Source organism: Bordetella hinzii LMG 13501 (assembly GCF_001548475.1).
GTDB lineage: Bacteria > Pseudomonadota > Gammaproteobacteria > Burkholderiales > Burkholderiaceae_B > Bordetella > Bordetella hinzii.
This window is the reverse complement of sequence record NZ_LRUJ01000004.1, coordinates 189075-211468: the sequence shown is the minus strand read 5'-3', so window position 1 is coordinate 211468 and position 22394 is coordinate 189075. Positions and strand designations below refer to the sequence as shown.

At 65.1% G+C, this 22394-nt stretch carries 22 protein-coding genes; 12 read left to right on the top strand and 10 right to left on the bottom strand.

The genetic code is table 11. The features are described 5' to 3' along the window. The first annotated feature begins 87 nt into the window (after positions 1-87). The 6 genes from ribBA (at position 88) to AXA74_RS04700 (ending at position 4406) form a co-directional block, all read left to right on the top strand. On the top strand, positions 88-1263 hold the full coding sequence (gene ribBA, locus AXA74_RS04725) for a bifunctional 3,4-dihydroxy-2-butanone-4-phosphate synthase/GTP cyclohydrolase II (RefSeq protein WP_032955472.1): 1176 nt from the start codon (positions 88-90) through the stop codon (positions 1261-1263). A gap of 9 nt (positions 1264-1272) precedes the next feature. Next, positions 1273-1794, top strand: coding sequence for a 6,7-dimethyl-8-ribityllumazine synthase (ribH, locus tag AXA74_RS04720; protein ID WP_032955469.1), 522 nt, complete (start codon positions 1273-1275; stop codon positions 1792-1794). A gap of 19 nt (positions 1795-1813) precedes the next feature. Then, positions 1814-2305, top strand: a complete 492-nt coding sequence (nusB, locus tag AXA74_RS04715; RefSeq protein ID WP_032955468.1) for a transcription antitermination factor NusB — start codon at positions 1814-1816, stop codon at positions 2303-2305. Positions 2306-2312: 7 nt separating this feature from the next. Then, the gene (thiL, locus tag AXA74_RS04710) at positions 2313-3281 is read left to right on the top strand and encodes a thiamine-phosphate kinase (protein WP_032977920.1); all 969 of its coding nucleotides are present in this window, start codon (positions 2313-2315) and stop codon (positions 3279-3281) included. A 67-nt stretch (positions 3282-3348) separates the two neighbouring features. Beyond that, positions 3349-3852, top strand: coding sequence for a phosphatidylglycerophosphatase A family protein (locus AXA74_RS04705; protein WP_032977917.1), 504 nt, complete (start codon positions 3349-3351; stop codon positions 3850-3852). Beyond that, entirely contained in the window at positions 3849-4406 is a 558-nt protein-coding gene (locus tag AXA74_RS04700) for a CinA family protein (RefSeq protein ID WP_032955466.1), read from the top strand. The genes AXA74_RS04705 and AXA74_RS04700 overlap by 4 nt, the downstream gene beginning before the upstream one ends. Before the next feature lie 9 nt (positions 4407-4415). On the opposite strand, the gene pyrF is transcribed toward AXA74_RS04700, so the two are convergent. The 9 genes from pyrF to AXA74_RS04655 all read right to left on the bottom strand — a co-directional run bounded on the left by pyrF (position 4416) and on the right by AXA74_RS04655 (position 12419). After that, positions 4416-5234, bottom strand: coding sequence for an orotidine-5'-phosphate decarboxylase (pyrF, locus tag AXA74_RS04695; RefSeq protein WP_032977914.1), 819 nt, complete (start codon positions 5232-5234; stop codon positions 4416-4418). Positions 5235-5239: 5 nt separating this feature from the next. Next, on the bottom strand, positions 5240-6553 hold the full coding sequence (locus AXA74_RS04690; protein ID WP_032977911.1) for an NAD(P)/FAD-dependent oxidoreductase: 1314 nt from the start codon (positions 6551-6553) through the stop codon (positions 5240-5242). A gap of 67 nt (positions 6554-6620) precedes the next feature. After that, positions 6621-7013 (bottom strand): diacylglycerol kinase, encoded by a 393-nt coding sequence (locus AXA74_RS04685; protein WP_029578375.1) that lies wholly within the window; start codon positions 7011-7013, stop codon positions 6621-6623. A 76-nt stretch (positions 7014-7089) separates the two neighbouring features. Then, entirely contained in the window at positions 7090-7983 is an 894-nt protein-coding gene (locus AXA74_RS04680) for a YihY/virulence factor BrkB family protein (protein WP_029578376.1), read from the bottom strand. 152 nt (positions 7984-8135) lie between these two features. Further along, positions 8136-9776, bottom strand: coding sequence for a chaperonin GroEL (groL, locus tag AXA74_RS04675; RefSeq protein ID WP_029578377.1), 1641 nt, complete (start codon positions 9774-9776; stop codon positions 8136-8138). Between the two features lie 34 nt (positions 9777-9810). Then, a complete protein-coding gene (locus AXA74_RS04670) occupies positions 9811-10098 on the bottom strand; it encodes a co-chaperone GroES (protein ID WP_029578378.1) in 288 nt (95 codons plus the stop codon). Between the two features lie 458 nt (positions 10099-10556). Next, the gene (locus tag AXA74_RS04665) at positions 10557-11327 is read right to left on the bottom strand and encodes an ImmA/IrrE family metallo-endopeptidase (RefSeq protein WP_032977908.1); all 771 of its coding nucleotides are present in this window, start codon (positions 11325-11327) and stop codon (positions 10557-10559) included. Continuing rightward, complete coding sequence (locus AXA74_RS04660) at positions 11317-11733, bottom strand: hypothetical protein (protein WP_032977905.1); 417 nt, start codon at positions 11731-11733, stop codon at positions 11317-11319. The genes AXA74_RS04665 and AXA74_RS04660 overlap by 11 nt, the downstream gene beginning before the upstream one ends. Further along, positions 11730-12419: a hypothetical protein gene (locus AXA74_RS04655; RefSeq protein ID WP_230588809.1), complete on the bottom strand. Its 690-nt coding sequence runs from the start codon at positions 12417-12419 to the stop codon at positions 11730-11732. Before AXA74_RS04655 ends, AXA74_RS04660 begins: the two co-directional genes overlap by 4 nt. A 5-nt stretch (positions 12420-12424) precedes the next feature. Between AXA74_RS04655 and AXA74_RS23795 the strand changes: the two genes are divergently transcribed. The 5 genes from AXA74_RS23795 (at position 12425) to AXA74_RS04640 (ending at position 16312) form a co-directional block, all read left to right on the top strand. After that, complete coding sequence (locus tag AXA74_RS23795) at positions 12425-12727, top strand: DUF2188 domain-containing protein (protein ID WP_312026061.1); 303 nt, start codon at positions 12425-12427, stop codon at positions 12725-12727. A 3-nt stretch (positions 12728-12730) separates the two neighbouring features. Then, the gene (locus AXA74_RS04650) at positions 12731-13450 is read left to right on the top strand and encodes a toll/interleukin-1 receptor domain-containing protein (RefSeq protein ID WP_032977899.1); all 720 of its coding nucleotides are present in this window, start codon (positions 12731-12733) and stop codon (positions 13448-13450) included. 463 nt (positions 13451-13913) lie between these two features. Beyond that, positions 13914-14480, top strand: coding sequence for a hypothetical protein (locus AXA74_RS24110; protein ID WP_126623660.1), 567 nt, complete (start codon positions 13914-13916; stop codon positions 14478-14480). Positions 14481-14495: 15 nt separating this feature from the next. Continuing rightward, positions 14496-14762 carry a TauD/TfdA family dioxygenase gene (locus AXA74_RS24845; protein ID WP_126623661.1) on the top strand — a complete coding sequence of 89 codons (267 nt, stop codon included), beginning with the start codon at positions 14496-14498 and terminating at the stop codon, positions 14760-14762. 86 nt (positions 14763-14848) lie between these two features. Continuing rightward, positions 14849-16312 carry an SIR2 family NAD-dependent protein deacylase gene (locus AXA74_RS04640; protein WP_032977894.1) on the top strand — a complete coding sequence of 488 codons (1464 nt, stop codon included), beginning with the start codon at positions 14849-14851 and terminating at the stop codon, positions 16310-16312. Positions 16313-16651: 339 nt separating this feature from the next. Here the strand turns inward: AXA74_RS04640 and AXA74_RS04635 are convergent, their stop codons facing one another. Next, positions 16652-18565 (bottom strand): tetratricopeptide repeat protein, encoded by a 1914-nt coding sequence (locus AXA74_RS04635; protein WP_230586946.1) that lies wholly within the window; start codon positions 18563-18565, stop codon positions 16652-16654. Between the two features lie 258 nt (positions 18566-18823). Here AXA74_RS04635 and AXA74_RS23790 point away from each other — a divergent pair, with 258 nt between their 5' ends. After that, positions 18824-22318, top strand: coding sequence for an autotransporter domain-containing protein (locus AXA74_RS23790; RefSeq protein ID WP_162266975.1), 3495 nt, complete (start codon positions 18824-18826; stop codon positions 22316-22318). Positions 22319-22394 lie beyond the last annotated feature (76 nt).

Genomic DNA, 22394 nt, shown 5'->3' with positions numbered 1-22394 from the left:
TACCCGCGGGCCGCATTTTGCCCTTGGGACGCGAAGGGGCCAAGGGCGGTAAAATCCGGAGTTTCCCGCCCGCTGGTCACTTTTCCCATGTCCGCCCAGATTTCCTCCGTTGCCGCCGATGCCGTTTCGGACTTCGGCATTGCCTCCGTTCCCGAGATCATCGCCGAGCTGCGCGCCGGCCGCATTGTCATCCTGGTCGACGAAGAAGACCGCGAAAACGAGGGCGATCTGGTCATGGCGGCGGAGTTCGTCACGCCCGAGGCCATCAACTTCATGGTGACCCACGGGCGGGGGCTGGTCTGCCTGACGCTGACCGAAGAGCGCTGCCGCCAGCTGGACCTGCCGCTGATGGCCAGCCGCAACGGCACTCGATACGGCACCAATTTTACCCAGTCCATCGAGGCCGCCGAAGGGGTCGAGACCGGCATTTCGGCCGCCGACCGCGCCCGCACCATCCAGGTGGCCGTGGCGCGCGACGCCAAGCCCAGCGACCTGGTCCAGCCCGGCCATATCTTCCCGGTGCGCGCCGTGCCGGGCGGCGTGCTGGTGCGCGCCGGCCATACCGAGGCCGGCTGCGACCTGACCGCCATGGCCGGCCTGACGCCGGCGGCGGTCATCTGCGAAATCCTCAAGCCGGACGGCACCATGGCGCGCCTGCCGGACCTGGTGCAGTTCGCGCGCGAACACGGCCTGAAGATCGGCACCATCGCCGACCTGATCCAATACCGCAGCGAGCACGAATCCATCATCCAGCGGGTGGGCGAGCGCCAGATGCAGACCCCCTGGGGCGAGTTCCGCGCCATCGCCTATCGCGATGACGCCACCGGAGCGCCCCATTTGGCGCTGGTACACGGTAAGATCGATCCGACCCGGGAAACCCTGGTGCGCGTGCATGAGCCGGCCTCGCTGCTCGATGCCCTCGACACCGGCGCCAGCCCGCATAGCTGGGGCTTGGGCCAGGCGCTGACCGCCATTGCCGCCGCGCCCGCCGGCGTGGTGGTGCTGATGAACTGCCAGTCCTCGACCGAACACCTGTTCGGCCAGATCGCCCACTGGAGCGAGCCCGGCCAGCAGGCCAAGACCCAGGACGGCGGCGACCGTTTCGGTCTGCGCACCTATGGCATTGGTGCCCAGATCCTGCGCGATCTGCACGTGGGCCAGATGCGGCTGCTCGCGCGTCCGCGCAAGATGCCGAGCATGGCCGGGTTTGCCCTGACCATTACAGGTTACGATTGCCCCCCCGCCCGCAACACTGACGAATAAGGCCGACGAATGAATCCCTATATCCTTACCCCCGATCTCAATGGCGAAGGGCTGCACATCGGTATCGTGCGCGCCCGCTTCAACGAAGAAGTCGGGCAGGCCGAACTGGCCGCCTGTCTGGAAGAACTCGGCAAGCTGGGCGTGGACGAGCGCGACGTCATGGTGGTGTCCGTGCCGGGCGCCCTGGAGATGGGCGTCGCCCTGGCCCGCATGGCCGAATCCTATGAGTTCGACGCACTGATCGCCCTGGGCGCCGTGATCCGCGGCGAAACCTATCATTTTGAAGTGGTCAGCAATGAATCGGCCACTGCAATCACCCGCATTTCCCTGGAAACCGGCATCCCGGTGGCCAATGGCATCCTGACGGTCGACACCGACGAGCAGGCCGCGGCCCGCGCCGAAGGCAAGGGCCGCGACTGCGCCCAGGTCGCCGTCGAGATGGCCAATCTGGTCGCCGCGCTGGAGCCCGAGGAAGACGACGAAGACGACGAGGACGAAGATTTTGACGACGAAGAAGACGACGAGCGCTGATAGCGCGGGGGCTGCCCAGATGGGGGCGGCTGCCCACGCGGGCGCGGCGCGCGCCAATGCGCGCAGCGCGCGCCGCCGCGCGCGCGAGTTCGCGCTGCAGGGCGTGTACGCCTGGCTGCTGCGCGGCGGCCAGGGCACGCAGGACGCCGGCGAGATCGACGCCCACCTGCGCGACGCCGAGGACTTTTCCGAGGCCGATGCGCAATGGTTCAAGACGCTCCTGCATGGCGTGCTGCGCGAGGCCCCCAGCCTGCGCGAGCGCTTCACGCCCTATATCGACCGTCCGCTGGGCGAGCTCTCGCCCGTGGAGCACGGCATCCTGCTGATCGGCAGCTACGAGCTGGTGCATCACGTCGAGGTGCCCTACAAGGTCGCCATCAACGAGGCGGTCGAGCTGGCCAAGTCCTTCGGCGGCACCGACGGCTTCAAGTTCGTCAATGGCGTGCTCGACAAGCTGGCCGCCGACGTGCGCACCGCCGAGGTCCAGGCCGCGGCCCAACAGCGCCGCTGAGGCGCCCGTGGCCTCGGAGTTCGACCTCATCGCCCGCCATTTCACACGCGCCGCGCCCGGGCACATCCTGGGCGTGGGCGATGACTGCGCGCTTTTTCCGGTGCCCGCCGGCATGCGCGTGGCGGTGAGCAAGGATCTCCTGATCGCCGGGCGCCACTTCTATCCGGACGCCGACCCCGAGTCGGTGGGCCACAAGTCGCTGGCCGTCAATCTATCGGACCTGGCCGCCATGGGCGCCCAGCCCCTGGGGTGCCTGCTGGGCCTGGCCTTGCCCGCCGTCGACGACGCCTGGCTGGCGGCCTATGCGCGCGGCTTTCATGCGCTGGCCCAGGCCAGCGGCTGTCCCCTTATCGGCGGCGACACCACGCGCAGCCTGCAAGACCTGACCATCAGCGTAACCGTCTTCGGCGCCGTGCCGGCCGAGGCCGCCTTGCGCCGCGATGCCGCCCAGGCGGGCGACGACGTCTGGGTGTCCGGCGCCCTGGGCGCTGCCGATGTCGCCTATCGCCTGCTGGACGGGCAGCTGCCGCCCGACGCGGCCCGGCTGGCCCTGACGCGCCGCGCGCTCGAATGGCCCCAGGCCCGCCTGGCGCTGGGCCTGGCCCTGCGCGGCCTGGCGCATGCCGCCATCGACATTTCCGACGGCCTGGCCCAGGACCTCGGCCACATCCTGGCCGCCAGCGGCGTGGGCGCCGAGCTGCGCTTTGCCGAGCTGCCCCGGGCGCCTGGCCTGGAAGGACTGGACGACGCCACCCTGCAACGGGCGCTGTTGGGCGGCGGCGACGCCTACGAACTCTGCTTCACCGCCCCGCCCGCGCAGCGCCAAGCCATCGCCCGCGCCGCGCGGGCCAGCCTGACGCCGGTCAGCCGGGTGGGCAGCATCGTGGCCGCTCCCGGCCTGCGCGTCGTCGATGCCCAGGGCCAGGCATTGACGCGGATCCCGGGCGGATTCGACCATTTCGGCGGCGCGGCCTGATACCATCCCGGGCACGCCCGTTCCGGGCACGATCCGCCCCGACATGACCGATCCCCATTCTCCTTCGATGCGCGAGCGTTCGCGCGTGGACTATCCCGCCTGGACCTGGGTCCGCGCCCGTCCGGCGCGCCTGCTTGCCTTTGGCCTGGGCAGCGGCCTGATCCGGCCGGCGTCCGGCACCTGGGGCACGCTGGCGGCCTGGATCCTCTGGCTGCTCCTGCCGTCCATCTCCGACCTGGCCATGGGCATCGCGCTCTTGCTGGCGTTTGCCTATGGCTGCTGGGCCTGCGGCCAGGCCGGACGGGAACTCGGCGTGCACGACCACGTCGGAATGGTGTGGGACGAAATGGTGGCGTTCTGGCTGGTGCTGTGGCTGGTGCCTGGCGGCTGGCTGGCCCAATCCCTGGCCTTTCTGCTTTTCCGGTTTTTCGACATCGTCAAACCGCCGCCCATCAAGGCTTTCGATGCCCGGCTTTCCGGCGGGTTTGGCGTCATGTGGGATGACATCGTGGCGGCCGCCTATACCTTGCTGGTCATGGCGCTCGCCGTTCGCTTAGGAGTGTTGGCATGAGTTTGCAGAACAGCAAGGGCCTGGCGCCCGCCGCCCTGAACGCCGCGACCATCCATGGCCTGGCCGAGCAGCTGGGGCCGGCCCTGCAAGAAAGGGACTGGTATCTGGGCACGGCCGAGTCTTGCACCGGCGGCCTGCTGGCCGGCGCCGTGACCTCGGTGGCCGGTTCCAGCGGCTGGTTCGAGCGCGGCTTCGTCACCTACAGCAACCAGGCCAAGATCGACGAACTGCAGGTCTCGCCCGACACCCTGAACCACTTTGGCGCCGTCAGCGAAGAGGTGGCCCTCGAAATGGCCCAGGGCGTCCTGCTGGCCTCGCCCGCCTGCCACGTCGCGATCTCGACCACCGGCATCGCCGGCCCGGGCGGGGCCACGCCGGGCAAGCCGGTGGGCATGGTGTGCTTCGGTTTTGCCACCCGCGCGCAGGGTGGCATCAACTCGCGCGCCGTCACGCATGTCTTCGCGGGCGACCGCGCCCAGGTCCGCCAGGCATCGGTGGAGTTCGCCTTGCGCGGCATCCTCGAATACCTGGGCGCGCCGGTCAACCGGCGCTGAGGCGGGGGATCAGCGCACCGCGTTGATCGCGTCGCGCAGGCCCTGCGCGGCCTGGGCGGCCGCTTCGCGCCAGTCGTCGCCGTTGCTGGCGTAGATGATGGCGCGCGAAGAATTGATCATCATGCCGGCGCGCGCCTGGTTGGCGCCCGCCTGCACGGTGGCGTTGATATCGCCGCCTTGCGCCCCGATGCCGGGCACCAGCAAGGGCATGCTGTCGCCGATGCGCTGGCGCACGGCGGCCAGCTCATTCGGGAAGGTCGCGCCGACCACCAGGCCGCATTGGCCGTCCCGGTTCCACTTCTCGGCCACCAGGCCGGCCACATGAAGATAGAGCGGCTGGCCGTCGGCCATCTGCAGGAACTGCAGGTCCGAGCCGCCCGGATTGGACGTGCGGCACAGCACGATGACGCCGCGATCGCGCCAGGCCAGATAGGGTTCGACCGAGTCCAGCCCCATATAGGGGCTGACTGTCACGGCATGCGCCTGATAGCGCTCGAAAGCCTCGCGGGCGTAGTTTTCGGCCGTCGAGCCGATATCGCCGCGCTTGGCGTCCAGCACGATGGGCAGGCCGGGATGCTGGCTGCGGATATGCGCGCACAGCGCTTCGAGCTGGTCTTCGGCGCGATGCGCGGCGAAATAGGCGATCTGCGGCTTGAAGCTGCTTGCGTAGGGCGCGGTGGCATCGACGATGCCGCGGCAGAATTCCAGGATGGCTTCGGGCCGGCCTTGCAGCTCATGCGGAAAGCGCTGCGGATCCGGGTCCAGGCCGACCTGCAGCAGGGAGTTCCGGGTGGCCCAGGCGTGTTCGAGTTTTTGTAGGAAAGTCATGGGGATCAGTGCAATTTGACCCTGGGATGCGTGCGCCGCATCAGCAGGCGCGCCAGGGCCATCGTGGCGGTTCGCGAGACGCCCAGCACCGCTCGGTGGTGCATCAGGTGCAGACTCATATACATCAGGCGTGCCAGTGTACCGCTTACGAAGAGCCCCCGTCCGGCGAGCTTGCCCATCAGGCTGCCCACGCCGGCTCCCTGGCCCAGCGACACCAGCGATCCATAGTCACGGTACACATAGGGCTCTTGCGGTTCGTCCTCGCCCTTGAGGCGGGCGCCCAGCTTTTTGGCGAGGTAGCTGGCCTCCTGGTGCGCCGCCTGGGCCCGCGCCGGCACGATGCGCTCGCCGCCCCAGGGGGCGGCGCAGCAATCGCCCAGCGCCAGCACATGGGGGTCTTCGGTTTCCAGGCGCGCATTGACGATCAGCTGGCCGGCCTTGTTCACCGGCAGGCCCAGCTGCGAGAGCAGGTCCGGTCCCCGGATGCCCGCCGCCCAGAGGCAGAGCGTGGCCGTGAATTTGCGGCCATCGGCCGTCTTGACGCTGTCGGGAGCCACTTCGGAGACCCGGCAGTGCGTCTCCACCCGTATGCCCAGCTCCGTCAGGCGAGCCGTGGCCGCGCGCGAGATCTTCTCGGGCAAGGCCGACAGAATGCGCGGCGCGCCCTCGACCAGCGTGATGGCCATGTCGCGGTCGGCCCGGAAATTGGGCAGGCCGTAGGCGCTCACGACATGGCTGGCCTCGGTCAGCTCGACGGCCAGCTCCACCCCGGTGGCGCCGCCGCCGACGATGACCAGGTCCAGCCGGGCCGAGGGATTGCGCAGCTTGTCCTGGTCCACCTTGGCCATGGCCTTCAGGATGGTGAGGCGAAAGGCTTCGGCGTTTTCGGTGTTGTCCAGCGTGACCGCATACTCGGCCGCGCCGGGCGTATTGAAGAAATTCGACGCGCTGCCCACCGCCAGCACCAGCGTGCCGTAGGCGAACTCGCGCGGACCGAGGATTTCCTGGCCCTGCTGGTCGCTGACCGCGCCGATCCGGATGCGCCGGGCCTGCCTGTCCACCGCGGTCAGCTCGCCCTGGGCGAAGCTGAAGCCGGTCAATCGGGCCAGCATGAGGTAGGACAGCCCCTCCTGGTGGATATCCAGCGTGCCGGCCGCGACTTCATGCAGCGACGGCTTCCAGATGTGGAAAGGGCGGCTGTCGATCAGGAGCACGTTTTCGGGGCCATGGGCGCGGCCTAGCTGGGCGGCCAGTTCCAGGCCGCCAGCGCCGCCGCCGACAATCACGATACGTTCCGAGGGGGAGGGAGCAGGCATCATGCGGGCGTCGCGAGGAGGGCATGGAGCTTCAGTATAGAAGCATGCCCGCCGCCTGCAAACGTCCCGCCTAGCTCAGCACGAAGCGGCTGACCGCCACCGCGACCCACACCGCGCCCGTGAAAATCAGCATCAGCATCACCGCGGCGCTGCCCAGGTCCTTGGCCCGCCCCAGGAGCGGGTGCGTCTCGACCGACAGCGCGTCGGCCAGGGCCTCGATGGCCGAATTGAGCAGCTCCACCACCAGCACCAGCACGACCGAGGCGATAAGCATGAAGACTTCATCGGTCGTGCGCCCAAGAAAGAACGCCGCCGGGATGAGCAGCACGGCCAGCGCCAGCTCCTGGCGGAAGGCCGCCTCGTACTTGACGGCCGCCTTCAGGCCCTGCCAGGAATAGCGCAGGGCATTCAGGATGCGGCGCAGGCCGCCGGTGCTCTTATAGGGCGAGGGATGTGGGGTCATGGAGCCATGCGGGAATCGGGTCTGCGGCTTTTTAACAGATTCGCGTGTCGTCCGTACATGCGCCGGCCGTCGCCCTTCAGGCCGCCGGCTCCGCCTCCAGGCGCTGGGCCCGCAAGGCGTACTGCCGCGTCACGACGGCGCCGAAGAAGAAAATCTGCGCCGAGTAATAAATCCACAGCAAAAGCGCGATCAGCGAGCCCGCCGCGCCATAGGCCGAGGCCACGCCGCCGCGGCCCAGATAGAGGCCGATGCCCCATTTGCCAAGCAAAAACAGGCCGGCCGTGACCACCGCGCCCGGGACCACATGGCGCCAGCGCACGGGCACCGAGGGCAGCAGCTTGAAGATCACCGCAAACAGCGCCGTCACCACCGAAAAAGAAAACAGATTGGCCAGCCACTCGCCGATCAGCGCCACCAGGGAGTAGGTCCACAACTCGCCGTAATAGCCGCGCGCCACGCCCATCGCGGCATTGACCGCCAGCGAAAACAGCAGAAAGCAGGCCAGCACCAGCACCAGACCGAAAGACAGCATGCGGCTGCGCACCAGGCCCTGGATGCCGCTCGAACGGTCGGGCCCGGCCTCCCACAATTCGTCCAGGCTGGCCTTGAGCTCGGCGAAAGCCGTCGTGGCGCTGAAGATCAGCACCCCGATGGACAGCAGGGCGGCCACCCAGCCCTTGCCCGACTCGTGCGCGCTGGCCAGCACCGTCTGGATCACCTCGGCGCCGCGCTCACCCGTCAGGTCGCGCACCTGGTCGAACAGTTCCGATCGCACGGCGTCCTCGCCGAAAAAGGCGCCGGCCACCGCGATCACCAGGATCAGCATCGGCGCCAGAGAAAACACCATGTACAGCGCCAGGGCCGCGCCCTTGCTGGCGGCGCGATGGCGCGACCATTGCCTGGCCGAATCCATCAACAGACCGCCCAGTTCTCTCGGATGGCAAAGCCGCAGCAGCGTGGGAAAACGCATGAACCCCTCCAGCAGTGTCAGGCCCATTGTAGGCATCAAAACGGGGGCGGGCGCGCATAAAACAAAACCCCCGGCGATGAACCGGGGGTCTTGATGGCAAAGGAGAGCCGCGCGGCGAAGGTACGCGGCACTCCCGGCAGGCTAGGCGGGACTTAGAAGTCCATGCCGCCCATGCCGCCCATGCCACCCGGCATGGCCGGGGCAGCGGGCTTGTCTTCAGCCAGTTCCACCACGGCGGCTTCGGCCGTCAGCAGCAGGCTGGCCACCGAAGCGGCGTTTTGCAGGGCGGTGCGGGTCACCTTGGTGGGATCCAGAACGCCTTGCTCGACCAGGTCGGTGTACTCGCCGGTGGCGGCGTTGTAACCGTAGTTACCCTTGCCGGCCAGGACGGTGTTCACCACGACGCTGGCTTCTTCGCCGGCGTTGGTCACGATGGTGCGCAGCGGCTCTTCGACAGCGCGCAGGATCAGCTTGATACCGGCGTTCTGGTCGGGCGTGTCGCCTTGCAGGCCAGCGATGGCTTGCTTGGCACGCAGCAGGGCAACGCCGCCGCCGGCAACCACGCCTTCTTCCACCGCAGCGCGAGTCGCGTGCAGGGCGTCTTCGACGCGGGCCTTCTTTTCCTTCATTTCGACTTCGGTGGCAGCACCGACGCGGATCACGGCAACACCGCCGGCCAGCTTGGCCACGCGCTCTTGCAGCTTTTCACGGTCGTAGTCGGAGGTGGCTTCCTCGATCTGGGCGCGGATCTGCTTGACGCGCGCTTCGATCGACTTGCCGTCGCCGGCGCCGTCGATGATCGTGGTGTTTTCCTTGGCGACTTCGATGCGCTTGGCTTGGCCCAGGTCTTGCAGGGAGGCCTTCTCCAGCGACATGCCGGTCTCTTCCGAGATCACGGTGCCGCCCGTCAGGATGGCGATGTCTTCCAGCATGGCCTTGCGGCGGTCGCCGAAGCCCGGCGCCTTGACGGCGGTGGTCTTCAGGATGCCACGGATGTTGTTCACGACCAGGGTGGCCAGGGCTTCGCCCTCGACGTCCTCGGCGATGATCAGCAGCGGACGGCTCGACTTGGCGACCTGTTCGAGCACCGGCAGCAGATCACGGATGTTGCTGATCTTCTTGTCGTAGATCAGGACGAAGGGATCGTCCAGAGCGGCGACTTGCTTGTCGGGGTTGTTGATGAAGTAGGGCGACAGGTAGCCGCGGTCAAACTGCATGCCTTCGACGACATCCAGTTCGTTTTCCAGCGACTTGCCGTCTTCGACGGTGATGACGCCTTCCTTGCCGACCTTGTCCATCGCGTCGGCGATGATCTGGCCGATCGAGCTGTCGCTGTTGGCCGAAATCGAGCCGACCTGGGCGATTTCCTTGCTGGTGGTCACCGGCTTGGAAGCCTTTTGCAGCTCGGCCACGGCGGCGGCCACGGCCTTGTCGATGCCGCGCTTGAGGTCGATCGGGTTGAAACCGGCGGCGACGTACTTCAGGCCTTCCTGGACGATGGCCTGGGCCAGCACGGTGGCGGTGGTGGTGCCGTCACCGGCGTTGTCGGAGGTCTTGGAGGCAACATCCTTGACCAGCTGGGCGCCGATGTTCTCGAACTTGTCCTTCAGTTCGATTTCCTTGGCGACGGACACACCGTCCTTGGTCACGGTCGGGGCGCCGAACGAGCGCTCCAGCACGACGTTGCGACCCTTGGGGCCCAGGGTGGTCTTAACAGCGTTGGCGAGAACATTCACGCCGCGAACGATGCGCACGCGGGCATCATCGGCAAACAGAACTTGCTTGGCAGCCATTGTCAGCTTCCTTCGAAAATAGGGGTTGGCGCAATTACTGGATCACGGCGAGGATTTCTTCCTCGCGGATGACGAGCAGTTCGTCGCCATCGACCTTGACGCTTTGGCCGGCATACTTGCCGAACAGGACCTTGTCGCCGACCTTCAGGTCGACCGGCAGGACTTTGCCGTCTTCCGTCTTCTTGCCGGGGCCGACGGCCAGCACTTCGCCTTGATCGGGCTTTTCAGCGGCGCTGTCGGGGATGACGATGCCGGAAGCGGTCTTACGCTCGTTGTCCAGGCGTTTGACGATCACGCGATCGTGCAGGGGACGCAGGGCCATGAGGAACTCCTGTTTCGATAACTAGAAGATTGATCGGTTATGCGCGGGAGGTTGTTAGCACTCACCGTCGACGAGTGCTAATTATAGGGATCACTCGTTAGGCTTCAAGGGGGAAGGCCAGTCCTGTTACATCTTGGACGGATGTCGAAAGTCAGCCTAAATGGAATTTGAGTCAACCCAGTTGAAATGGGTGACGCATTCGGTTCGCCGATGAGTTGGGCCCGGCAATATCTTTCTATGCCATTGAATTTGTGTGAAATTTTTCCTCGGCGGCCTGTTCAATGATTAACCAAAGCCCCATCTATAGCCGACTCCTAAGAATGGTTACTTGCGTCCGATTGATCAAAGTCTGACCAATCGAATGATTCACCGAACCTGGAATTTTCCGGGTTTTGTGCCAGCCTACTTGGAATTTTTCTTGCTCATGGTCGCCTAAAGGAGGCAGCCCAGTCGAGGAGCTATTTACCAGGGAGCAGAGTGATCATCGTTAAGACAGTGTTATCGGGCAGCTTGAGCGACTGAGTCTCCACGGTTCGCCGATAGACGTCGGGGCCCTGGAGCCAGCGGTCAGCAGCCTCTTTGACAGGTCTGGATAGTCCGCTTCCTTTTCCGAACGCCATTGAAAACGCAGCGGTGTCTTGATGCAGTTCTTGCTTAACGTAGAGGTCGTGTGGAAACGCGCGGTTCTTTTGGCTCCAGATTCTCTTCGTCTGGTTGTGGCAGGCGACGCAGGTCTGGGCTTGGGCACGCCTGGTTATCTTGAGCGCTGACGCGGTCAAACTCGCGTCGAAGTCGTCGCCAAGAGCCTTGGCAGTGTCCAGATTGATCCGCTTGCCTTCGAGCCAGGGGTCTACCAAGAAACTCGGCAAGATTAACTGGCTTGCGTATTCATTTGCATAGGCCTCCACATTCTTCGCTTCGGCGTTTTGAGGACCGATGTCTTCATTGGCGCACCGAAAAGAGCCACGATCTTTGTCACAAATCCAATGCGCCAATTCGTGCGCCAGCGAGAATCGCTGGCGGCTTGGATACGATTCTACGTCGACGCTAATAATTGCTTGGTCGCCGGCAGCCACCAGACGCGCAGCGCACCCGCACAAGCGACGATAGACGACCTCCGCTCCCCGATAGTTCGCGATGGCCTCCAAATCGATGTGAGACGGGTCGCGTACTCCGTATCGCCAGAGCAGCCTCTCAGCTGGGCTGAGCAGTGAATGATCAATTGCCATTGTCTTCCGGCTTGATAATTCCCATTCTTACCAAATCGTCGTAGACCGTGGCCAAGTCTTCGTCGGTCTGCTTCTTGCCATCCCGAAACGCCATAGCAACTTCGGGCTCGCGCATGAATGCCTCGGCCACGATCTCCTTGAGACGTTCCATTGCCGGGCGCACTGGGTTGACAGGTCGGTTTGCAGTCGAAGCCTTAATCGCTGTCTTGGCAAAGGCGAGCTTCGCTCGCATGCTGGCTGCCGCTACGTCTCGAAGCGTGTCATGCGTTTGCTTGGCAATCTCAGCGATGTCTTGGTCAGCCTCGCGATATTCGTTCCTGATTTCTTCGTCGCTGGTTTTTGCGAGATCGTCGAGCAACTTGGTGCGAATGAAGGCGATTTCCTTGCTTTCCTTGGACTGCCTCATGATTTCCTCCTGCCCGGCATCAAAGTGTTGAGGCCGCGGCGAAACCTTCGCCGTGCAGTATCGTACGTGGTTTGGTCCATGCCTGAAACGGCGCGGATTTCACTGGCTTTCATGCCGTCTTTGTCGCCCATGATGAGGAACTGGATTTCCTCGTCGTTCGCGAAATGCGCTTCAATGAGCGCAGCGTCGGCGGCGGCGCGAGCTTGCCGTTCATTTGTTTCTTCAATCTCCAGCGCCTGTTCGACGACATCGGGGGAGGAGAATCCTTCCCGCGCAAGAGCCAATTCTGCACCGCCGTCGTGACCTGCCATCGTTTCCAGGGACTCAGTCCGTGACTGAGTGACGGAGTTGCTGGATCCGTCCGCAATGGATTTCACGGTATTGATGATGTATGCCACAAAGGGCACGACCTTGGGCCAGTGCCGGCCCTCTTTGGCTCCCGCACCCTCAAGCGTGCGCTGCACCGCTTCGCCTAAAAGTTCACGTGGGTCCGTATATTCGGTGCCGAAGAGGGCATATTGGGCTGCGCGATGTATGCGCCCGAGTTCTGCCTCAGTCAGCCCTTCAATTGCTTCGCAGATCTCCTCGGCCGTGGCGTAATCTTGATCGGGTGGTTTTCCAGTTGTCACATGGCCCCCTTGTGCCTCGTCACTGGTATGTACGGAGTTTCTCGCCTGCGCGGACATATTTTATGCATTTTTGTCCGCGTTTCGATTCTCTGCCGCACATACATATGAGCAGCAATTCAGCTGTGAGAAAGGTGATTAGAATGGTCAAACGCAATCAGCACGTGCTCCCCCGTGAAAACGGGTGGGCTGTTCAGGGCGCCGGAGCAAAGCGTGCCACAGAGCTCTTCGACCGCAAGGCAGATGCGGTTGACCGGGCGCGGGAGATTTCCCGAAACCAAGGTACTGAACTGCTGGTCCACGGTCGGAATGGGCAGATTCAGTCCAAAGATAGCCACGGGAACGACAAGTTCCCGCCGAAGGGGTGATCCATGGCCAGGTGCACAGCCCCAGTTGAAGGTCATCGTTCATCGAGCGCCGCAGCGGCCTGCCCAGCGTGCCGCGGTCGCTATGGTCGCGGTGGTTACGGCGGCTACAGCGGCTACAGCGGCTACGGGTCGTACTCCCCCCGGTCCTACTCTTCGCCGGGTGGCGGGGGTACCAGCAGTGGAGGGTCCAGCGGCAGTGCAAGGCCGCGCTGGTCACGAGCAGGTTCGTCCGTCTCGTACACCTTTGCCCAGGTGGCATCCTTAACGCCGGTCCGTGCGGCTGTTGAAAGAGAAGCGGCGGCGAAGCCAGACCTCAGGGATTGCTTCCTTTGCCATGCTTGGGATGATAGGCAGGGAGCCGCCAAAGAACTGCACGATTTGCTCCAGGCAGCAGGAGTCAAAGTTTGGTTCAGCGAAAAGGACCTTGGACTTGGCGTGCCGATGATGCGCGCCATCGACAAGGGTTTGGCGGCCTCGAAAATTGGGCTCGTCCTTGTGACCCCGGCATTGCTAGACCGTCTTCCCAAAGAGGGAGTCGCCGACAAAGAGCTTTCGACCCTTCTGCAAGGTAATCGGCTCGTGCCCATCGTGCATGGAACGACATACACAGCGCTCCGCGAAGTGAGCCCCATGCTTGCTTCGCGAAGCGGTCTGGACACGTCGGAAGACACAATGGAGGTGGTAGCGGCCAAAATTTCCGAACTGGTCGCCATCTGGAGCTGATGCGCGGTCGAGGCGCACAATGTGGTGGTGGGGGTCCATTACCCAGTGCAGGCGAAAGCCAAGGAAGCCGTGAAGCGCTGCCCGTTGTCGGCGCGCTACTGCCAAAGAGCGGCGACGACGCTATCCCACGGCACCTCTCGACGAATTGCCACCGACTGCGCCATCATGGTCTTGGCCGCACTGGCGGATTGAATGGCTTTGGTCGCCATGGACCTTTCCCATCTGTCATCTCACACATCAAATACCAGCTTTTCCCGAAAACTATTTCCTTTCAGAACCTCTCATGGGTAGCCGCGCTGGTTGCTAAGCACGCGGCACCCGCTAGCATCGAGGAAGTCGCAGTTCGCATACGTATGTCCAAAGCGCCAGACATCGATCGGGTACTTGTGCATCGCCGCAGACTTCTGGCGAGACGCTGTTGGTGGCTCAGGGTCATCCGCCCGGAGGCGGTCGAGCTTACGTATTGAGCGCCTCGCACTGCCACCTCAAAGGTGTGTTCGATGCGGTGTCGCTGGTCGATACGCCGGGGGGCTTCTTCCCGGTGCCTGACACTGACGGTACCGTGGCTGGACGTGCTGCAGCGTTGGCCGTGCACGGCCTGTTGAAAATGGAGACGGTCTCTTACGGTTCCGAGAACGACGGGAATCTGTTCGTAAACCTCGTCGCGATGCCGGGGGCAGGTGCATTCGCCGAGAAATCGAAGGGCAGCATGCGTGGGCATACTGATGCCGTGAGCTTCCCCTTCAGTGGGGAAAATGATCCTCAATACGAACGTATTGCCCCGTCCCCTGATTTCGTCACTCTGGTTGGGTTGCGTAATCCGAATGGTGTGCCAACGAGACCTATCCCGTTGAAAGATGTGCTGGCGCGGCTATCGCCAGCCGATGTGGAAGAACTCAAAAAGCCCCAGTTCTCTATCCGCGCACAGAGGACCTTTAGGCAGGGGACAAAACGTATTTTGGGTGAAGAACACGTCGTCATCGACGTGCCTGTGTTGAAGGACTCGGGCGGTGACATCCACATTCGGTAGAGCCATAGCACCGTCTTGCCGACGGTTGAGGGCGGCCCTGCAGAGCAGGTTTTGAAAAAACTGGAGGACGCCTGCAACGCGAGCGCGAAGCTGGTGGTCGTCCAGCCAGGTGATGTGCTCATCGTCAGCAACCGCCTGGCCCTGCATGGTCGTGGCGAGGTCGGTGATGGTGTTGGGGGCCAATCACGGTGGCTTCTTCGCGCGTATGGGCTGGACACGTCCAACTTGCAGCAGTACAAGCGTTATTCCCCGGGGCCCTTGTCACACATGTTGTTTCCATAGCATGAGCTTGGCTTCACCAGTGATCAAAGGGGTCTACATTGACGGAAAACCAATCTATAGGTAATTCGCGCGCCGTTATCGGAGAGATGGCGGATCTGCTGGCTCGGCACAAGCTCGTGCCATTTTTCGGCGCAGGCATTTCGCGCCAGCATCTCGGGCTCGCGGCGGCTGAACTCGCCCGTGACATGGCCGCAAAGATCGGTAGTCCACCGGAAACGCCCCTGGCCGATCTCTCTGATGCGTATGTTGAGGCGCGAGGACTGGATGCCTTCGTGGCGTTTCTGAGCAGCAAGCTTGTCGTGGCGGAGTTGGACGAGCGCAAGGTGCCGTCGCATCGTCTGCTGGTAAGTCTGATGCAAAACGTGCTTTACACGACCAACCAGGACAACCTTTTTGAATTGGTCGCCGCCAAGTATGGCCGCCCCTATCGCCGCGTTGTCACGGTTGACGATTTGAGCGAGTCAATTCCAGGCGAACCGCTGCTTATCAAATTCCACGGCGATATGGCCGTCCCGGCATCGCTGGTATTCGGTACGAAGTCCTACCAAGCGCGCATGAGCGAGGAGGATCACCCGCTGGATATCCGACTCAAATCTGATCTTCTCGGTAAGCGCCTTATGTTCCTGGGATACAGCCTGAGCGATGAAAACATCGCCAAAATTTTCGCCACAGTAGCGCGTATCTTCAAAGGTACGCTTCCCCCGTCCTATCTCGTAGCGTTTGACGATGACCCAGTACTGATCGCAACCGCCCAGCAGTATCAAGTCAAGGTCGTCATTCCGCCTAGGATTTTCCCGGACGCGGCAAATAACGCCGAAGCCTTCGAGCGGTTCTTGCAGGTACTGTGCAACGAGACGCGTACTCGCCAAGTCAAGAACGGCACGGACGATCTTTTTTCAATGGGGCTGATCAACCCGCATATCGTCACGGATTTTGAGGTTCGGTCCGTTGCCACTGTCGTCCGGCGTGAGCCATTTGAAACCGCTGTTAATGCCTTCCGCGCGACCTTCGACTCTGCCCATGCGCCGGAATATCTGGAACAGGAGATCACAGACCTGTTCGTGGAACTGGTGGGACGGGTAGACCCCAAAGCCTCAGACCAGATGGCCGAGCTTGCCGCCGCCCTGTTCAATTTTCATATTTCCCCGGGCGCTGCATTTACCGCTACGGCGCATCTCATGGCCGCGTGCAACAAACGGCCGAAAGTATCCGGATTCGACCACTACCAACTGATCTCTCCGGCCCTGCCGAAAGGGTGTATGCCGGTAGCGGCCGCCGCAGCCGTTGCATTATTGAACGAACGGGGCGAGCCCATCACGGACAGCTTTCGACGATCCGCGGATTGGTGGTTCCGTCAGCACGACAAGGTTTCAGAAAACCTCAAGGATCAAGTCACGGCTGCAATCCAGGCCGTATGGTCAGGACCGCACGCGGCGCGTTCCCCACTGCGTCACCCACTTCCTCTTTTTGGCGGAGACGTGGACTTTCATGACATCCGAGACGATATGCTGGCAAGGTTACCCAAGCGGCCATTCCGGCCCAAGGAATAGTCCGTGCAGAAATGTACATCCTTGACCATGAACTTGGCTCCAAGCCTAAGGGAAGGGAGCTCGTCGTCGTTTTTGATGTTGGCTTGGAGCCTAAAAAGTGATGGGCATGGGAAAATTCCATCTAAGTAGACCCGCCGAGCAAAAAATATCAATCGAACTGACCCATCTGGTCCAGGATTATTGACCTGGAAAAATATAAATCATTGATTTTTCAGGTATTCCTGTTTCACTTCGCCTGACTTTCGACAACGGACGCCAAGCCGGCAATTATGTGTCCCTGATTTTTTGGCTTATTGAGCTTGGGGTCGGCTGTCGTGGACTCGCTCCCGCCGGGGGCCTTCACCAGCTTTGCGGGCCGTCGCCGGCGCTCTCGCGCAAGGCACGCAGCGCGACGGCCACCTCCTCCAGCACCGGCCGCCACGCCTGTATGGAGGGCTGGCGGAATAGGCGCAGCGAGGGGTACCACGGGCTGTCGCGGCGATCCCGCAGCCAGCGCCAATCGGGCGCGAACGGCAGCAGCACCCAGGCCGGGCAGCCGAGCGCGCCGGCCAGGTGGACCGGAGACGAATCCACCGACACCAGTACATCGAGCAGGGTGAGGATGGCCGCGGTGTCGTCGAAGTCGCGGATCTCCCGGCTCAATGGCACCAGGTCCAGGCCCGGCACGGGTGTGTCGGCCTGGGCGGCCGCCTCGCCCTGTTGCAGGCCGATGAAGGTGATTCCAGGTTGTGCCAGCGGCGCCAGATCGGCCAGTGCGAGGGAACGCTGGGCGTCATGCGGGTGGGTGGGCCGGCCGGCCCATACCAGGCCGACCCGCGGACGCGGTAAGTCCGCCAGCCGCGCGCGCCAGAAGGCCAGGCGGTCCGGGTCGGCGCGCAGGTAGGCCGTGCGCACGGGCAGGTCGGCAAGCCGCAAGCCCAGCACCAGCGGCAGGCTCATCAGTTCGCAGTGCAGGTCGAAGGCGGGCGGCGCCGAGCCGGCGGCGATGACCTCGTCGGCCAGGCCGCCGCGCCGCGCCAGGGCGTGGCATGGCTGCTTGACCTCCAAAATGACGCGCGCCCCGCTGCGTGCGCGGGCCAGCGCCACCAATTGCAGGAACTGGAAGGTGTCGCCGTAGCCTTGCTCGTCATGCAGCAATAGCGTCTGGCCCGGAATGGGGCGGCCATCCCAGCGGGGCTTTTGCACGTGGCGCGCCAGCATCGCCGTCCGCGCCAGGCGATAGCGGAAGCGGTATTCGCGCCAACCGGCATCGAAATCGCCTTCGGCCAGCAGCACCTCCGCCAGTTCCAGGCGCGACCCCGTGTCGCCCGGTTCGGCTCGCAGCACGTGTTCCAGGGCGAGGCGCGCTTCCCGCAGCTTCCCTTGCGGCCGCAGGGCCTGGACCAGCAGGCGCGATAGCGCGGCCTGCGGACTTCCCTGGGCCAGGGCCTGGCGCAATAGCGTTTCGGCCTGGCCGTGGCGGCCCGCGCGCAGCAGCGCCTCGGCCTCGCCCAGGACGTGTTCATCGGACGGCGCGGGCCGCATCGCGGTCGTGTCCGGGGCCGCCGGCGCCTGCCGTGGCCGCGCGCGCTCCAGCTCGGCCAGGTTCAGATGGGCCTGCGGCAGCAGGGGATCGATCTCGATGGCGCGCCGGAGGGCGGCCAGGGCGGCCTCGTGCCGGCCTTCGTCGCCCAAGGCCACCGCCATATTGCTCAAGGCTTGAGCGTAGTCCGGGTCGAGTTCCAGCGCGCGGCGGTAATGCGCCAAGGCTTGCGGATTGTCGCCCATCCGCTTGCAGGTATTGCCGAGGTTGTTGTGGGCTTGCGGGCTGTCGGGCCGCAGCGCGGCCACGCGATGCAAGCAATCGAGGCTGGCGGCGAGTTGGCCCGCCTCTTGCAGGATGATGCCCAGATTATTCCAGCCCTCGGCCAGCCCGGGGTCGGCGGCCACCGCGCGCCGGGCCGCGGCCTCGGCTTCGTCCAGCTTGCCCTGCTGGCGGCACACTTCCGCCAGGTTGCTGCAATAGACGGCCGGTGCCGCCGGGGCCTGGCAGGCGGCCCGCAGATGCGCCAGGGCCAAGTCGGGATGGCCATACGCATGGGCGATCAGGCCCAGCAGATGCCGCGCGTCGGGCTGGTCGGCCACGGCGCCCAGCACCCGCAGGCAAAGGTCTTCGGCTTGCGCGGCCTGGCCGGCGTTCCAGTGCGTGTGCGCCAGGGCGATGGCCTCGGAGACGGTCATCAGGCGGGCGGCGGGGTCGGCGGTCGGGCCCAAGAAGTTCGCTCCGTGCAGATCCGCGTTGGCGGCAAAAGCGGCATTATCTCCGCAATGGGCAGGAATTGACCATGATTGCGCCTTTCCTTTTCGGTTCAGCCGCCAGAGAGCCGGCTACTATGGTGCGCGAATTCTCCGGGCAGCCTTCGCCCACACAAAAAGCGGTTCGTCCCGCCGTGGATGCGCCGCGTTGATGGCATGCATCCGCGATTCGCGCACCGGGCGGCCGCGGCCATCGCAAGCACAGGGGACCGCACTTTGAACCACGTTTACCGTTTGGTATGGAATCGCCGCCTGCGCGCCTGGCAGGCGGTGTCGGAACTGGCGTCGCAGTCGCGCGCGGGGCGAGCTTCGCCCGGCGCCGTCATGCGTTCGCTGCCGCGCCGCCATGCGCTGGGCGTGGCGCTGGCGCTCGGACTGGCCTGGACCGGTACGGAGGCCCAGGCGGCCTGTAACCGCGTCGGCGTCAGCGTCCAATGCTCGTTGGCGGCGGACGCTTCATCGCCGTCCTACACAGATGCGTCCAACAACCTGCTCGTCAACGTCGCTGACGGGGCGTCGCTGGGCGTCTCGATCCCCGCGGGCGGTACCGCGCTGAACCTGACCGGCAGCAATGTGACCGTGATCAACAATGGCAGGATCGACCCCAACGCGCTCGGCGCGAATGCGGTCGCCTCGACCGGACTGTTCATCGGCAACGCCACGGCCAGCGCCATACGTGTGACCAACGAGGCCATGGGGACGCTCGCGGGCGTGACCGCCGGCGTCGGCGGCGGCACCAGCCTGCCGTCGCTCGACGGCATGGCCCTGGTCGTGCGGAACGGCAGCGGCGGGACGAGTTATCTCACCAATGCCGGCATGATAAGCAGCAGCGATGTGACGGGACGATCCTCGGCGCCGGCGGACAAGGCGGTGATTGCCGTCTACGGCGGCGGGAGTGTGGAATTCGTCAACGAAGGCAGCGGCACCATCGTCGGCCGCGTCGCGTTCGAGGCCTCCGGCATTCCCGGCCTGGGCCACAGCTTCACCAACGCCGGGACCATCGTCGGCGGCGTCTCGCTGGGCCAGGGCGGCTACAACACCTTCACCGCCGTCTCCGGTTCCGCCGTGCTGCGCGGCTCGGGAACGTCGTCGGGGGATCTGTCGGTGGCGGGCCTGTCCGGATTGGCCTTCGCGCCTGCCGGCAGGATCGATGGCGGTGCCGGCGGCAACAACACGCTGGTGCTGCAGAACGTCTTGCCGTCGAGCGGCACCGGCAGCGGCACAGGAGGGGGAGAGACCTCCATCTCGGGCCTTTCTTACGTCAATTTCCAGAACCTGCGCATCAATAGCGGCTCCTGGATATTGCAGGACAGGCCCCTGGCTTCCGGCGGCAGCGTGACCTTGAGCGGCGGCCTGGCGACGCTGGCCGATGGCGGCATGCTCGGGACGGGCCAGATCAATGCGAATGGGGGGGCGATCGCCGCCGGCGCCACCGCCGGGACCTTCACGGTGGACAACGATTTCGTGCTCGGCAATGGAGGATTGACGGTCACCGGCGCCAACGGCCTGACGCTGGCGGGCAGGCTGTCCGGCAGCGGCGGCCTCGCCTTGACGGGCACCGGCACGGTCATCCTGACCGGCGTCGGCGGCCATACCGGCGGCACTTCGGTGCAATCCGGCACCTTGCAGGTCGGCGATGGCGCCAACGCGGGCAGCCTGGCGGGCGATGCGGACATCGCGGCGGGCGCCGCGCTGGTCTTCAATCGCAGTGATGCGGTCCGCTTCGACGGGACACTGCGCGGCACCGGCCAGCTCCGCCAGGCCGGCAGCGGCACCCTGGTGCTGGCGGGGGAGAACCCCTTCGGCGGCACCACGGTCATCGATGCCGGCACCTTGCAGGTGGGCGATGGCGGCAATCACGGTTCGCTGAGCGGCAATATCGTCAACAACGCCAGCCTGCGTTTCGACCGCGCCGACGATTCGGTCTATGGCGGCGCGATCTCCGGCGCCGGCGCGACGACCAAGCTCGGCGCCGGCACGCTTGCGCTCACCGGCGACAGCAGCGCCTATGCGGGCGCCACGCAAGTGATGGCCGGCGCCCTGCAGGTGGATGGCAAGCTCGGCGGCCAGGTCCAGGCCGAGAATGGCGCGACCCTGTCCGGCACCGGAGTGCTGGGCCAGGTGACCATCGCCTCCGGCGCCATCCTGGCGCCGGGCACCACCGCCGCGTCCACGGGCCGCATGACCGTTCAAGGTAACCTGGCCTTTCAATCGGGCGCCGTCTATCACGTCGCCGCCACATCCGATGGCGCGGCCAGCAGTGTGCGGGTGGCCGGCAGCGCCACGCTGACGGGCGCCACCGTGCAGGTCGCCGCCGCGGCGGGGAACTACGCCGAGAACACGACCTACGACATCCTGCATGCCGACGGCACCTTCAACGGTACGCGCTTTGCCGGGACGTCGACCGATCTCGCCTATCTGACGCCTTCGCTCAGTTATGCGGCGAATGACCAGGATGTTCGCCTCACGCTGACCCGCAAGCAGGTCGTGGATCCCGGTAGCCCGGGGACCCCGTCGGAACCCGGCAGCGGCGGCACGCCTCCGTCCCGCTCGATCCGCTTCGCTGATCTGGTCAGCGGCCGCAATGCGGTGGCCACCGCCAACGCCGTCGACAGCATGCCGGCCGGCAACGAGGTGTACGGCCATGCCTTGAGTCTGCCCGACGGCGCACCCCAGTCGTTCTTCTCCGCGCTCTCGGGCGAAAGCCACGCCAGCGCCATCGGCGCGCTGCAGGGGCTGGGCGGACAGGCGCGCAGCCTGCCGTTTGCGCACCTGCGCGCCAATCTCGGCGCCGGCATGCGCGCCGGCGCGCCGACCGCGGCCGTGGGCGCGAGCGACGTGGCGCCGGCCTCGTCCGTCCTGCCCGCCTCCAGCGCGCAACCCGCCTGGGCCGAGCTGGTCGGCAATTGGCAGCGGCAGGGCGCGACCCGCGACACGGCGGAGGCGCGCATGCATACGGGCGGCGTCTTCGCCGGCGCGGACGGCGCCATCGGCGCCGGCTGGCGCCTGGGCGGCGCGCTGGGCTATACCGACAGCAAGTTGCGCACCGAGGGCTTGGACGACAAGACCGATATCTCCAGCTACAGCGCCATTGTCTATGGCGGCAAGGCCTTCGAGGCCGGGGCCGGCAAGCTCAACCTGCTGCTGGGCGCGGCCTACACCTGGCATGACATCAATAGCAAACGGCGCATCATGGCTGGTGGCCTCGACCAGACCCTGCGCGCCGATTACGGCGCCAACACCACCCAGCTCTTCACCGAATTGGGTTATGCGCTGCCCATGGGGCCGTCCTTCACCTTGGAACCCTATGCCGGCCTGGCCTGGGCCGATCTGCGCCGCCGCGCGTTCCAGGAAAGCGGCGGCAGCGCGGCGCTGTCGGGCGCCAGCCAGCGCAACCAAACCACCACCAGCACACTGGGCCTGCGCGGCGGCCAGGCGCTGGGGCTCGGCAAGCTCGAGGGCAGGATCACCGCGGGCGCCGGCTGGCGCCATGCCTTCGGCGACGTGAACCCCACTTCGCGGCTGGCTTTCGACGCGGGTAATGCGTTCACGGTGGCGGGAGCTCCCATTGCCCGCGATGCGGCGCTGCTTGAACTGGGGCTGGACGCCAAGGTTGGCCGCAGCGCCACGGTCGGGCTGAGCTACGCCGGCCAATTCGGCTCGGGCAACCAGGATCACAGCGCCACGCTGGCCTGGCGTTGGGCGTTCTAGCGACGCGGGGCGGAAGAGGGTGGGCTTAGGCCGGGCAGGCTGACCGCTGACGGCGGCGGGTCCTGGCGCCGGCCGG